We start from the raw sequence: 12997 nt of genomic DNA, 5'->3' as shown, positions 1-12997 counted from the left end.
GGTGCGCGGGGGACACGCACCCGACCCGCGCCGCTGATCCGACGCTAGGGAGAGCTGCTGGGGCGGCCGTAGCAGGTGGCTGTGGCCGAGCTGTGGGGGTGTGGCTGCGGGATCAGGTCAGCAGCAGACCGTCCGCGAGCAGGCCGCGCACCTCCGGCAGCACGTCGGCGGCCACCGCCTGCGCGCCGACGCCGAGCAGCGCGCCCAGCGCCCCGACGATCTGCCCGACCGACAGCTCCCCGTCGCAGGCACCGACGAACCCGGCCAGCGCGGTGCCGACCTGGACGGTCCGGCCGAAGCCGCCGCCCTGGCGCAGCAGGACGATCTGCGGGTCGGTGTCGCCGGGCCGCAGGTAGCGCTCCTCGGTGACGTCCGGGGCGACCCGCAGGTGCAGCGCTGACAGCGCGTCGTCGTCCAGGGTCGCCTGGCGGTCGTGCGCGGCCAGTGCGGCGGAGATGACCGGGCCGAGCGGCTGGCGCACGGTGCCGGTGATCTCCTCCAGACGGCGCAGCCGGGGTCGGTCGTCGACCGGCCGGTGCAGCACCACGATGCCGAAGCCGATCCCCTCGACGTCCCGCTGCGCGAAGTCGTCCAGCCACGCGCCGTAGCGCTCCCGCCAGCCCACCGGGTCGCGGTCCGGGGAGGTGCCGCCGTCCCGGATCCAGGTCTCCGCGTACTGCGCCGGGTCCTGGATCTCGCGCTGCACCACCCAGCCGTCGAGCCCCGACTCGTCCAGCCAGGCACCGACCCGCTCGTGCCAGTCGTCGCCGCGGCGCACCTCCCAGTTGCCGAGCAGCTGGGCGACACCGCCGGGGGCCAGCACGCCGCCGACCCCGGTGATCAGCTCGCGCACGATCGCGTCGCCGGTCCGGCCACCGTCCCGGTACTCGTACTGCGGCACGTCGTCCCGGCCGCGCGGGGTGATGACGAAGGGCGGGTTGGACACCACCAGGTCGAAGACCTCCCCGGCCACCGGCTCCAGCATCGACCCGGCGCGCAGGTCCAGCGTGGTGCCGGCCAGGGCGGCGTTGAACCGGGCGAAGTCGAGCGCCCGGGTGGAGATGTCGGTGGCGACCACCCGGTCGCTGTGCCGGGAGGCGTGCAGGGCCTGGATGCCGCAGCCGGTGCCGAGGTCGAGGGTGCGGGCACGGTGATCGCGGACTGTCACCTGCGCCAGGGTGGTCGAGGCGCCGCCGACCCCGAGCACGTGGTCGGTGCGCAGTGCGCCGCCGGTGGCGAGCTCACCCAGGTCGGAGGCGATCCACCAGTCCACCTGACCGGCGCCGTCGGCCGCCTGGTAGGGGCGCAGGTCCACCCGGGCGTGCACCGGGTCATGGCTGTCCGCCCCGGCAGCGTCGACCAGGCCGAGCCGGGCTGCGCCGTCCAGGCCGAGGGTGGGCAGTGCGGCGGCGACCGCCGAGGCGTCGACGTCGGCACCGAGCACGAAGGTGCGCACCAGCGCGGCGCGCGGGTCGCTGGCGGTCCCCGTCGCGCGCAGAGCCGGGAGCGGCTCCTCGCGGTGCAGGGCGGCGGCGGCCATCGGGCCGAGCAGGTCCTCGACGCCGTCGACGGTGAACTGGGCGGCGGTGAGGTCGGCGCGCAGGGCGTCGATCAGCGCGGGGTCAACGGTCAGCGTGTCGGGATCCACCGGACCATCCTCCCGCACCGGGCTGCGGGGCCGACGCCCCGGCTGGACGGGCGCGGTCCCGACGCCCGGGCTGCACGGGCGCGGTCCCGACGCCCGGGCTGCACGGGCGCGGTGCCGAGGTCGGCAGTTCGCGCCAGATGCGCGGTGGAGAAGTGCCGAACTCGGGCGCGAAGTGCCGAACTCGGGCGCCGGAACGCGGGGCTGGGGCGCGCGACGCGTGCTCAGCGGGGCAGCGGCTCGGCGGTGGGGCCGTCGGGGGTGGTGTGCGGGATGAGCTCCTCCTGCCACCGGGTCACCTGCCAGGCACCCGGTTCACCCACCAGGGAGACCACACCGGTGTTGTCCAGCCAGCGGTCAGCGGCGGTGTCCGGATCCAGGTTCTCGCCGCGCAGCACGGCCCAGAACCGGAGCATCGCGCCGTGGCTGACCAGCGCGACCTCCTGGGCACCGGTCGTCGCCACCTCGGCCACCACCTCGTCGAAGCGGGCCAGGGTCTGGCGGCCGGACTCACCGCCGGGCATCACGGCGTCCAGGTCACCGGCGGCCCAGGCGACCATCGTGCCCAGGTAGCGGGTGACCGAGTCCCGGTCGGTGCGCATCTCCAGGTCACCGGCCAGGATCTCCCGCAGGCCGGGTCGGATCAGCACCTCCAGCCCGTGCGGCTGGGCGACGGCGGCGGCGGTCTGCCGGGCACGGGTCAGCTGCGAGGCGTAGACCGCGTCCAGGCGCTGGTCGGCGAACACGGCGCCGACCGCCGCCGCCTGCCGTTCGCCCTCCGAGGTCAGCGCCGGTCCGGGGTCGCCGGTGTCCAGGGCGCCGATCAGGTTGGACGGGGTCTGGCCGTGCCGGATCAGGTGCAGGCGCATCGTCACTCGGTGCAGTTCTCGGAGACGTAGGTCGACACCCGGTCCGACGCGTCGGAGAGCGCGGTGGAGTTCGCCTGCTCGGAGAAGTCGTTCAACGCGGTGGCGAATGCCTCCTGGTCGTCCGGGTCGACGCCCTGCAGCTTCTGGTCGAGGTCGGCGAAGGCGGCGCTGATCGTGGACCAGTCGTCGGCGATCGCGGAGGGCGGGTCGGCGTCCGCGAAGCCCTTGCTGATCTCGGTGATCGCGTCGGCGAACCCGGCCGGGTCGTCGCCGAGGGCCCCGACCGCGTCGAACTGGGCCAGCGTGGCCTCCCCCTGCTCGCAGAAGGTCGTCGCGTCGTCGTCACCCCCTCCGGAGCAGGCGGCGAGCGGAACGACCAGGACGAGGCCGGCGACGGCGTGGGCGAGGCGCATGCCGTCAGCCTGCCTCACACCCGCGAGTCGAGCGAGTCCCCCGTCACCTCCGCCGCGGTATCCACCCGAGCCGCGCGCAGTCGCGACATGATCACCGCGCCGAAGGCCACGGCGGTCGCCGCCAGCGCGATCGTCAGCCGCAGCACCGTGTTCGCGTCCTCGCCGACGCTGATCGTGACGACAGCGGGGGCGATCAGCAACGCGACCAGGTTCATCACCTTGATCAGCGGGTTGATCGCCGGGCCGGCCGTGTCCTTGAACGGGTCACCGACGGTGTCGCCGATCACCGCCGCCTCGTGCTCCGGCGAGCCCTTGCCACCGAAGCGACCGTCCTCGACCAGCTTCTTCGCGTTGTCCCAGGCGCCACCGGCATTCGCCAGGAACACCGCCATCAGCACCCCGGACCCGATCGCCCCGGCCAGGAACCCGGCCAGCGGCCCGACCCCGAGCCCGAAGCCGACCGCGATCGGCGCCGAAGCGGCGAGCAGCCCGGGGGTGGCGAGTTCGCGCAGGGAGTCGCGGGTGCAGATGTCGACCACCCGGCCGTACTCCGGGCGCTGCTCGCCGGTCATGATGCCGGGCATCTCCCGGAACTGGCGGCGCACCTCCAGCACGATCGCCCCGGCGGCCCGGGTCACCGCGTCGATGGCCAGACCGCTGAACAGGAAGACGGTCGCGGCGCCGAGGATCACACCGACCAGGGTCACCGGGCTGATGATCTGGTAGTCGGTCATCGCCAGCACGATGTCGCCCGGCACCGACGCCAGGTCGAGGCCGGAGATCGCGGTGCTCACCGCATCCGCGTAGGAGCCGAACAGCGCGGTGGCGGCCAGCACGGCGGTGGCGATCGCGATCCCCTTGGTGACCGCCTTGGTGGTGTTCCCCACCGCATCCAGGTCGGTGAGGATCTGCGCGCCCTCCTCGGAGACGTCGCCGGACATCTCCGCGATGCCCTGCGCGTTGTCGCTCACCGGGCCGAAGGTGTCCATCGCGACGATCACGCCGACGGTGGTCAGCAGCCCGCAACCGGCCAGCGCCACCAGGAACAGCGACAGCGCGATCGACCCCCCGGCCAAGAGGAACACCCCGCAGATCGCGGCGGCGATGATCCCCGCGGTGTAGACCGCCGACTCGAAGCCGACCCCGATCCCGGAGAGCACCACGGTCGCGGCGCCGGTCCGGGTGGTGCGGGCGACATGGATCGTCGGCTTGGAGTCGGTGCCGGTGAAGTACCCGGTCACCCACAGGATGAGCCCGGCCAGCAGCACCCCGATCAGCACAGCACCCGCCGCCACCCACCGCGGGTCGCCGGGGTGGGCGTCCAGACCGGCGCTGCCGCCGAGGGCGTCGAAGGTCGACGGCAGGTACAGCAGCGCCGCGATCCCGGCCAGCACCGCACCGGCCACCGCCGCGACGGCGAAGCCGCGGTTGATCGCCGTCAGGCCGCTCTCCGAGCCGCGCACCCGGGTGATCGCCACCCCGAGCGCCGCCACCACAGCACCGATGGCGGTCACGATCAGCGGGAACACCAACCCGTGTTCCCCGAACGCCGCCCGCCCCAGGATCAGCGCAGCCACCAGCGTCACCGCGTAGGACTCGAACAGGTCGGCCGCCATCCCCGCGCAGTCACCGACGTTGTCGCCCACGTTGTCCGCGATCGTGGCGGCGTTGCGCGGGTCGTCCTCCGGGATGTGCTGCTCCACCTTGCCCACCAGGTCCGCGCCGACATCTGCCGCCTTGGTGAAGATGCCGCCGCCGACCCGCATGAACATCGCCAGCAGAGCCGCACCGAACCCGAAGCCCTCCAGCACCGCCGGTGCGTCGCCCCGGTACAGCAGCACCACACCGGCGGCACCGAGCAGCCCGAGGCCGACCACGCTCATCCCGACCACACCACCGGTGCGCAGCGCGATCCGGGCCCCCTCCGCCCGGCCACCCGGCCTGGACGCGGCCGCCGCCACCCGGACGTTCGCCCGGGTCGCCAACCACATCCCGAGATACCCGATCGACGCCGAGAACGCCGCCCCCAGCACGAAGAAGACGCAGCGGCCGATCTTCACGCTCGCGTCACCGGGCAGCAGCAGGAGCAGGAGCAGCACCACCACCGCGAACACGCTCAGCGTCCGCAGCTGCCGGGACAGGTACGCCTGCGCACCCTCCTGCACCGCCGCGGCGATCTCCCGCATCGACGCCGTGCCCTCGTCGGCGGCGAGCACCTGCCGTCGCAGGACCACCGCCATCACCAGCGCTGCCACGGCCACCACGGCGACCACCGTGACGATGACCAGACTTCCCGAGCCGAGATCGACCATCGTTCCCCCTCGCACCGGGGCGCACCGAGGTGCGTGCCACGGCGGATCGAGCCCGGCCCCGTTGCCGAGCAGAGCGTCACTGTAGGACGAAGCCGACTCGCACCCAACCTTTTCGACGGCCCGTTCGTCCCAGCTGATGACGGGCGCGGATCGGAAGGATGGTGTGGTGAACCGAGGGGACGACGTGATCGCGGCGCTGGCCCGCGAACGTGGTCGAGCGCTGGTGGCCTACGCCTATCTGCTGACCGGCGACATGCGCGACGCGGAGGACCTCACCCAGGACGCGCTGGTGAAGACCGTGGTGCGCACCCGCTCCGGGCTGGACCTGGACACCGCCGAGGCCTACGTGCGCCGGGTGATGGCCAGCACCTTCGTCGACGGTCGGCGGCGGTGGCGGCGATGGACCGACGCACTGCCCAAGTTCCGTCGGGACGCCGACGAGTCGGTGCCGGACACCGCCGACCGGATCACCGCGCAGGTCGCGGTCCGCGAGGCGCTCGGCACCCTGCCGCCCCGAGAACGCTCCTGCGTCGTCCTGCGCTACTTCGAGGACCTGTCGGTGGCACAGATCGCCGACACCCTCAACCTGTCCACCGGCACCGTCAAGCGCTACCTGTCCGACGCCATCCATCGCCTCGAGGCCGTCATCGGCCCGATCGACTCCCCGGTCACCACGGTGATCGTCGAGAGGAGCGCACGATGAGCAACGACCTGCACCGCATCCTGTCCGACGTCGCCGACCAGGCAGCCGCCGCCAGCCCCGCGCTCCCGGTCGAGGCGATCATCTTCCAGCGCCGACGCCGCCGCGCCGTCACCCGCACCGTCGGCGCCGGGGGCATCGCGGCCGGACTCACCGCCGTCGCCGTGGTCGCCGGGGTGCTGAACGGCCCGGACGACACCCCGGTGCCACCGGCCGTCCCGACCCCGAGCGTCAGCCCCAGCCCCGCGCCGACCATCCCGCCCGTGGCGCCGCCGGTGTGTGGCGGTGGCACCGAGGGGATCCCGGTCGAACTGACCCTCACCGCGGAGCCGGAGCAGACCCTCGGTGCTGCCACGACCGGAACCGTCGAGGCGGCGGCAGGCGTGTTGACCGGACGGTCGGTGTCCCTGGCGCTGCTGGCCGACGGCGTGGTGATCGCGCAGACCGAGGGCTCGGAGGCGGCGGACCCGGCATCAACCGTCGAAGGCGCGGCCGGTGCTGATCCGGCAGCGATCAGCGGGGTGTTGGAGGCGTGCGGCGGGGCGCTGGCTGCCGGGGAGTACCAGTTGGTCGCGGTGGCGGACGGGGCGGCGGGGGCCGTGGTGTCGGCGCCGATGGACGTGACGTTGCGGGAGGTGGAGCAGGAGGTGGTGGTGGACCCGTCGGCGGGGTGGGAGCCGTTGCCGGAGGCGAACGGTTTCAATCTCGGCGAGGAGCCCTTCACCAGCGACGACCCTGGTGCGACACAGCCGCTCCCGGACGGCCGCTACTGGGCTGCGGTCGAGAACATCGATCCCACGACCAGGAGTTTCGATGCCACGATCGAGATCATGCGCCTCGGTGACGATGCCATCGAGTGGGCGAAGGTCAACGAGCCCTATTCCGTGGACGAGGACGGCGACATGACCCCGGCTGTCAATTACTCCCCGACGGCATTCGGCACCCAGCGGATGACCGTCCCGGTCGACGCGCGCATCTACAGCTGGTGCCAGGCATCACCCGAGGGATACATGAGGGAATCGCCTATCGAGTACCTGGTCAGCCCTACTCCGGGCTGCGACTATTCGACCGGGAGCGGTGAGGATTTTGACGGCGGATACTGGTTGGACGTTCGGGGCGGCGAGATTCGCCAGATGGTGAGCATCTTCGCCTCGTAGGAACCTCGGCTCAGTCAGCCGCGTTCCCCCGGGCGGCCATCGCCTCGTCCCGGCTCGCGCGGATCGTGAACACCTGGTCCAGCGAGGTGATCCGGAAGACCTTGAGCAACCGCTCGGCGTCGATGACCAGCTGCAGCTGACCACCCAGGCCTCGGATCCGCTTCAGCACCCCGACCAGGAGTCCGAGCCCGGTGGAGTCCATGAACCGCACCTGGGTGAGGTCGACGACCAGGTCGGTGCGGCCGGACTCGACCAGTGCGATGAGGCGCTCGCGCAGGGCCGGGGCGGTGTAGACGTCCACCTCCCCGGTGACGTCGACGACCGTCCGGCCGTTCTCGCTGGTGTTCGACACGGTGACGTCCACGGCTGCACTCCCTCCCCTGCTGGGAGCATTCAAACAGACGGACGGGGTCGCGGTCTGCGCTGTCGGCGTGCGGGTCCGCGGCGGCGGGTTCGGATCGGCGTGAGCTGCGCGGGACCGCGGTGTCCGTCGGCGGGGAGAGGATGGTGCCGTGGACTCGCTTCTGGACCGACTGCTGGCCGATGGCAGCCGTGACGGTCGGCTCACCCACCTGCGCGAGCTGCCGCAGCGCGAGGGCCGCACGGCACCGTGGCCGCAGTGGGCCGACCCGGCGCTGATCGCGGGCTATCAGCAGCTCGGCGTCCGGGAGCCGTGGCAGCACCAGGCCGATGCCGCCGACTCGGCCTGGTCGGGACGGCACACCGTGCTGTCCACCTCGACCGGCTCCGGGAAGTCGTTGGCGTTCTGGCTGCCCGCGCTGACCTCGGTGCGGGCAGGTCGCCAGGTGTCCGCCGCCGACCGGGGACGGATCGAGACGGTCAGCCGCCGCGGGTCCGTCCTCTACCTGTGCCCGACCAAGGCCCTGGCCGCCGACCAGCTCAGCGCCGTCGACCGGGTGCTGACCGCCGGGGGCATCCGCGACGTCCGGGTCGCCACCTGTGACGGCGACACCGCGCGCGAGGAACGTCGCTGGATCGCCGACCACGGGGACGTGGTGCTGACCAACCCCGACTTCCTGCACTTCGCGCTGCTGCCCCAGCACCGGCGCTGGTCCCGGCTGCTCGGGTCGCTGCGGTACGTGGTGCTGGACGAGTGCCACGCCTTCCGGGGCGTGTTCGGCGCGCATGTCGCGGCGGTGTTGCGCCGGTTGCGCCGGCTCGCCGCGTTGTACGGCGCCGAGCCGACCTTCCTGCTCGCCTCCGCCACCACCGCCGATCCGGCCGCGAGCGCCGGACGGTTGATCGGCGCCGATCCGGAGCAGATCCACTCGGTGCACGAGGACGCCTCCCCGGCCGGTCGCAAGACCATCGCGCTGTGGCAGCCACCCGAGCTGCCGGGCGCCACCGGGCCGTGGTCGGATCTGCTCCCGGAGGAGGACCCGTGGGCGTTGCCGTTGGGCGCGGTGCCGGTGGACGCGGGGGTGCAGGAGGGCACCGACCTCGCAGCGGCCTCGGTGACCGATGCCCGGGGACCGGGCGGCACCGGGACCGGGACCGATGATGCCGTGGCGGGTCCAGCGACGGGTGGACGCCCTGGCTCGGGCCCCGCGCACCCCGGCGAGCGCGACGAATCCGAGGAGCACAGGGAGTCCGAGGAGCACGGCGACGTGCACGGTCGGGTCGGTGCCGCCACCGGCTCGCCCGACCCGGTCGCCGGGGAGGGACACGGACCGGTCGGCACCGGGGAGGACCTGGTCGCCGAGGACACCGAACGCCCGCGCCGCTCCGCCACCGCCGAGACCGCAGAGCTGCTCGCCGACCTGACCGCCGCGGGTGCCCGGTCGCTGGCCTTCACCCGGTCGCGTCGGGCCGCCGAGTCCGTCGCCACCGTCACCCGCGAGCGCCTGCACCCGGCCCATCCCGACCTCGCCGCAGCGGTGGCCGCCTACCGGGGCGGATACCTGCCGGAGGAGCGCCGCGAGCTGGAGGAGGCGATCCGCACCGGGAGGCTGCGGGCGCTGGCCACGACCAACGCCCTCGAACTGGGGGTGGACATCTCCGGGCTGGACGCGGTGGTGATCGCCGGGTGGCCCGGCACGCGGGTGTCGCTGTGGCAGCAGGCGGGCCGGGCCGGACGCGCGGGGGCCGACGGGCTGGTGATCCTGGTGGCCCGCGAGGACCCGCTGGACACCTACGTGGTGCATCACCCGGAGGCGGTGCTGGACGCCCCGGTCGAGGCGACCGTCTTCGACCCGGGCAATCCGTACGTCCTTGCCCCGCACCTGTGCGCCGCCGCCGCCGAGACCCCGCTGCGCGCCGAGGAACTGGACCTGTTCGGGCCGCACACCCGGGATCTGCTGGACGTCTTGGTCGCCCAGGGTGCGCTGCGTCGACGGCCCTCCGGCTGGTACTGGACCCATCCCGAACCGGCGACCCGACTCACCGATCTGCGCGGCACCGGCGGCGATCCGGTGCGGGTGGTGGAGTCGGCGACCGGGCGGCTGCTGGGCACCGTCGACGCCGCCTCCGCCGACTCCACCGTGCACGAGGGCGCGGTGTACGTGCACCAGGGCGCCAGTTACGTGGTGTCCGAGCTGAACCTGGCCGACGGCGTCGCCCTCGCCGAACGCCGCGACGTCGACTACGGCACCTGGTCCCGTTGGCTGACCACGGTGGAGATCCAGGAGACCCTGCAGGAACAGCGATGGGGGCCGATCACCTGGGGCTTCGGCGTGGTCGACGTGACCAGTCAGGTGATGAGCTACCAGCGCAAGCGGATCCCGGACCTGCAGATCCTCGGTTCGCAGACCCTCGACCTGCCAGCCCGCACCCTGCGGACCACCGCGGTCTGGTGGACGGCCCCGGCCTCGGTGTTGGAGCAGGCAGGGGTCACCCAGGAGCTCGCCCCGGGGGCGCTCCACGCGGCGGAACACGCGTCGATCGGCCTCCTCCCGCTGCTCGCCACCTGTGACCGGTGGGACCTGGGCGGGGTGTCCACCGCGATGCATGCCGACACCGAGATGGCGACGGTCTTCGTGCACGATGCCTACCCGGGTGGTGCCGGATTCGCCGAGCGGGGCTTCGACCTCGGCGCGACCTGGCTGCGGGCCACCAGGGACGCCGTGGCCACCTGCCCGTGCCGGACCGGATGCCCGGCCTGCGTACAGTCGCCGAAGTGCGGGAACGGCAACAATCCGCTCGAGAAGGCCGCCGCCGTCCGACTCCTGGACGCGGTGCTCTCCCACACCTGACCGGTTCGACACGACGGACCCCGCTCGACCGCGCATGAACTCCCTCCGGTCGGGATGACCGCCCCACACCTCGTTCACCCCCGCGCACTCGCCGGGCCTGCCCGTGCCGCCGCACCCGCTTCGCCCGGTCCTGTGCGCACCACGACTCGCACCCGCACCTGTTCCCCGCCGACGAGCTCGCATGCGGCCAGCCGGGCACCGTTGCGCCGGACAGTGCTCGCCGCCACCCCGCAGGCATCACCCGAGCCGCGCAGCGCTGTCGCTCCGGCGAGCGCTCCGAGGTCGGCAGCGATCTGCGCTCGGCCCCGCGCCGACTGCGCCTGAGCCAGCAACGCCAACCCGCCGCCGAGGATCAGCACGCCCGCGATGAGGGCGAGTGCCAGCACCGTGCCCGCACCACGGTCGCCGACCAGGCGGGGTGGGACACCGGAGCCGCCCCCGTTCCGAGGCGAGGCGCCCGCGCGACCGCGCCTCACGGTTCCACCCACGCGGTCGCCTCCGCCGCCACCGTGATCGCCCCGACCACCGGCAACGCCGGCCCGACCTCCTGCTGCACGGCGACCCGCACCCACTCCCCCGCGCGATGCACCCCCACCCGGATCCCCGTCCCGCCCACGCGCTGCGCGAGTTCCGCGACCACCGTGTCCGCCTCACCCAGGGCCGCCCCGCGGGCACCGGCACGGGCAGCGTCCGCGCAGCGCATCTGCGTCACCGCACAGGAGGCGATGACCAACAGGACCGCGATCAGCATCGTCACGGCCGGGAGCAGGACCGCGAACTCGGCGGTCACGGTGCCGCTGTCGGCGGGTCGGGCGGTGGGCACCACGGCGTCACACCGTGAGGGCTTCGCGGATCAGGCCGGTGAGCATGCCGCGCACCTCGTCGGAGCTGAGGATCACGATCAGCAACCCGGCGAACCCGACCGCCGCGAGCAGCACCACCGCGTACTCGGCGGTGGCCATCCCGGCGTCCGGCAACCCACGTCGCCACGGTCGGCGCCGCCGTCCGCCCTGGTGACGTGGGCCTGCGCTGCCCGGAGACCGCTCGCCGTCGACTGCGATCCGCTCCCCACGTGCCGGGTGTTCATCTCGGCAGCTCAGCCCGGACTGCTGGTTGGTGATGCTCCGCCGTCGGACGGGCAACGCGAGCACCGGCGCCAGTCCCGCCCGACCAGCCACCCGTTCGAGCGCTGCCCCGCCGGCCACCGGTACCGGACCTGCTCCACCGACCTTCCGTTCCAGGGCCGTCCCGCCGGCCACCGGTGCCGGGCCGTCGATCGCCGCTCCCACCGCCCCCGCGGCATCGGGCGCCAGGCCCGGGCCGTCGCCGACGCCGGTCCGGATGATCGTCGGCCACCACAGTTGTGTCGTCATCTGTGTCCCTCTCCCTGCTCCGGCTCCCTGCCGGGCCCGACCACCCTCGCCACCGCGCACGCCTCGGCACAGGGCCCGATCCGTCGATCTGGGGACGACAGCCGACGCCCCGTCCTGTGGACAGTCGACAGCCCGGTCACCACCCGAGTTCACCAGCCAGGGCGATCACCACCGGCGTCACACCGATCAGCACGAACGACGGCAGGAAGCACAACCCCAGCGGCAGTACGAGGCGCACCGCCAGCCGTGCCGACGCTCGGCGTGCGCGGTGGCGACGCTGCTGCCGTCGTTCGGTCGCGGCGGAACGCAGGCCCGGAGCGGCCGAGACGCCGGTGATCCATGCCGGGGCCAGCACGTCGCGCGCAGGCGACAGCGAGGGCGGCGCCGCGTTCCAGGCCACCGACCACTCGGCGCCGAGCAGGAGGGCGGCGGCCACGCGACGCAGGGCCTCGCCCCCGTCCCCGTCGATTGCGGCACCCACCGTCGTCAGCGCGCGCGGCAGATCGGCACCGGACTCCACGGCGGTCGCCAGCAGGTCGAGCACCAGCGCGGGATCGACCGGCTCGGTGGGCTGCTGTCGGTGGCGGGTAGTCCCGATCCGGGCGTGGGTCGGCCCGAGCAGCTGCGCGGCGGCCAGCACCAACGGCACCACCAGCTCACTCATCGTCGGTCCCCGGCAACCCGGCCGCCCGGGTGCGTGCGAGCAGCCGGCGCATCCAGCAGCGTCCGACCAGCGAGCACACCACCCCGCCCACCAGACACACCGAGCCGATCCCGCCGTCCAGCAGGACCCGCACCGGCGAGGCCCCGACCACGAGGCCGAGCAGCACGCCCCACAGCGGGAGCCAGGTCAGCAGCCGCACGGTCTGCCGCGGCCCGGCGAGGGCGGCCTCGGACTCGGACTCGGCGGTCAGTTCCGCCTCGATCGTGATCGCCGCACGCTCCAGCACCGGAGCCAGCGGTGCCCCCAGTTCCGCCGCGACCCGGCAGGCGGCGATCACCCCGATGGCGTGCCGGGTGACCGCGCCGCGGTGATCGGTCGCGCCCGCCAGCAAGGCTCCGACGGTGGGCACGCCCTGGACGTCCCCGCCGAACCCGGTGACCGACTGCCACACCTCGGCGGCGGAGCCTCCCGCGCGCAGCCCGGCGGTGACGGCCGCCAGCGTCCGCAGCAGCTCAGCGGCGGGTGCACCGGCGTGCGGGGGACGAATCCGCCACCGGCCGGGTGTCGACGGCAGCCGGCGGTGCGCCGTTCCCCCGGCCAGGACGAGCGCCAGCCAGCACGCCAGGGAGGCCGCCACCGCCGAGGCGCTCAC

General features: G+C 73.7%; 13 protein-coding genes. 3 read left to right on the top strand and 10 right to left on the bottom strand.

Features of this window, described 5'->3' with window-relative positions:
* Positions 1-112: 112 nt before the first annotated feature.
* The 4 genes from HGK68_RS01425 to HGK68_RS01410 all read right to left on the bottom strand — a co-directional run bounded on the left by HGK68_RS01425 (position 113) and on the right by HGK68_RS01410 (position 5239).
* A complete protein-coding gene (locus HGK68_RS01425; protein ID WP_246260487.1) occupies positions 113-1648 on the bottom strand; it encodes a DUF7059 domain-containing protein in 1536 nt (511 codons plus the stop codon).
* Between the two features lie 221 nt (positions 1649-1869).
* A complete protein-coding gene (locus HGK68_RS01420) occupies positions 1870-2514 on the bottom strand; it encodes a histidine phosphatase family protein (protein ID WP_169164360.1) in 645 nt (214 codons plus the stop codon).
* 2 nt (positions 2515-2516) lie between these two features.
* The gene (locus tag HGK68_RS01415; RefSeq protein WP_169164359.1) at positions 2517-2927 is read right to left on the bottom strand and encodes a hypothetical protein; all 411 of its coding nucleotides are present in this window, start codon (positions 2925-2927) and stop codon (positions 2517-2519) included.
* A 14-nt stretch (positions 2928-2941) separates the two neighbouring features.
* Entirely contained in the window at positions 2942-5239 is a 2298-nt protein-coding gene (locus HGK68_RS01410; protein ID WP_169164358.1) for a sodium-translocating pyrophosphatase, read from the bottom strand.
* A gap of 166 nt (positions 5240-5405) precedes the next feature.
* On the opposite strand from HGK68_RS01410, the gene HGK68_RS01405 reads away from it, so the two are divergent.
* Positions 5406-5942 (top strand): SigE family RNA polymerase sigma factor, encoded by a 537-nt coding sequence (locus tag HGK68_RS01405; protein ID WP_246260485.1) that lies wholly within the window; start codon positions 5406-5408, stop codon positions 5940-5942.
* Positions 5939-7096 (top strand): hypothetical protein, encoded by a 1158-nt coding sequence (locus tag HGK68_RS01400; RefSeq protein ID WP_169164356.1) that lies wholly within the window; start codon positions 5939-5941, stop codon positions 7094-7096. Before HGK68_RS01405 ends, HGK68_RS01400 begins: the two co-directional genes overlap by 4 nt.
* 10 nt (positions 7097-7106) lie before the next feature.
* On the opposite strand, the gene HGK68_RS01395 is transcribed toward HGK68_RS01400, so the two are convergent.
* Entirely contained in the window at positions 7107-7460 is a 354-nt protein-coding gene (locus HGK68_RS01395) for an STAS domain-containing protein (RefSeq protein WP_169164355.1), read from the bottom strand.
* Positions 7461-7608: 148 nt separating this feature from the next.
* Here HGK68_RS01395 and HGK68_RS01390 point away from each other — a divergent pair, with 148 nt between their 5' ends.
* Positions 7609-10308, top strand: a complete 2700-nt coding sequence (locus tag HGK68_RS01390; protein ID WP_246260483.1) for a DEAD/DEAH box helicase — start codon at positions 7609-7611, stop codon at positions 10306-10308.
* Positions 10309-10382: 74 nt separating this feature from the next.
* Here HGK68_RS01390 and HGK68_RS01385 read toward each other — a convergent pair whose 3' ends face one another.
* The 5 genes from HGK68_RS01385 to HGK68_RS01365 form a co-directional block, all read right to left on the bottom strand.
* Positions 10383-10784 (bottom strand): Rv3654c family TadE-like protein, encoded by a 402-nt coding sequence (locus HGK68_RS01385; protein ID WP_246260481.1) that lies wholly within the window; start codon positions 10782-10784, stop codon positions 10383-10385.
* Positions 10781-11134: a TadE family type IV pilus minor pilin gene (locus HGK68_RS01380; RefSeq protein WP_169164354.1), complete on the bottom strand. Its 354-nt coding sequence runs from the start codon at positions 11132-11134 to the stop codon at positions 10781-10783. Before HGK68_RS01380 ends, HGK68_RS01385 begins: the two co-directional genes overlap by 4 nt.
* A gap of 4 nt (positions 11135-11138) precedes the next feature.
* Positions 11139-11681, bottom strand: a complete 543-nt coding sequence (locus tag HGK68_RS16000; RefSeq protein WP_169164353.1) for a DUF4244 domain-containing protein — start codon at positions 11679-11681, stop codon at positions 11139-11141.
* A 136-nt stretch (positions 11682-11817) separates the two neighbouring features.
* The gene (locus tag HGK68_RS01370; protein ID WP_169164352.1) at positions 11818-12345 is read right to left on the bottom strand and encodes a type II secretion system F family protein; all 528 of its coding nucleotides are present in this window, start codon (positions 12343-12345) and stop codon (positions 11818-11820) included.
* On the bottom strand, positions 12338-12997 hold the full coding sequence (locus HGK68_RS01365; RefSeq protein ID WP_169164351.1) for a type II secretion system F family protein: 660 nt from the start codon (positions 12995-12997) through the stop codon (positions 12338-12340). Before HGK68_RS01365 ends, HGK68_RS01370 begins: the two co-directional genes overlap by 8 nt.

The sequence above is a fragment of the Cellulomonas taurus genome (assembly GCF_012931845.1).
Classification (GTDB): domain Bacteria; phylum Actinomycetota; class Actinomycetes; order Actinomycetales; family Cellulomonadaceae; genus Cellulomonas; species Cellulomonas taurus.
This window is presented reverse-complemented; position numbering and strand designations above follow the sequence as displayed.

Excerpts from the sequence above, each read along its gene's own strand:
- HGK68_RS01420 (WP_169164360.1), bottom strand. The coding sequence starts at position 2,514 with ATGCGCCTGCACCTGATCCGGCACGGCCAGACCCCGTCCAACCTGATC.
- HGK68_RS01415 (WP_169164359.1), bottom strand. The coding sequence starts at position 2,927 with ATGCGCCTCGCCCACGCCGTCGCCGGCCTCGTCCTGGTCGTTCCGCTC.
- HGK68_RS01410 (WP_169164358.1), bottom strand. The coding sequence starts at position 5,239 with ATGGTCGATCTCGGCTCGGGAAGTCTGGTCATCGTCACGGTGGTCGCC.
- HGK68_RS01400 (WP_169164356.1), top strand. The coding sequence starts at position 5,939 with ATGAGCAACGACCTGCACCGCATCCTGTCCGACGTCGCCGACCAGGCA.
- HGK68_RS16000 (WP_169164353.1), bottom strand. The coding sequence starts at position 11,681 with ATGACGACACAACTGTGGTGGCCGACGATCATCCGGACCGGCGTCGGC.
- HGK68_RS01370 (WP_169164352.1), bottom strand. The coding sequence starts at position 12,345 with ATGAGTGAGCTGGTGGTGCCGTTGGTGCTGGCCGCCGCGCAGCTGCTC.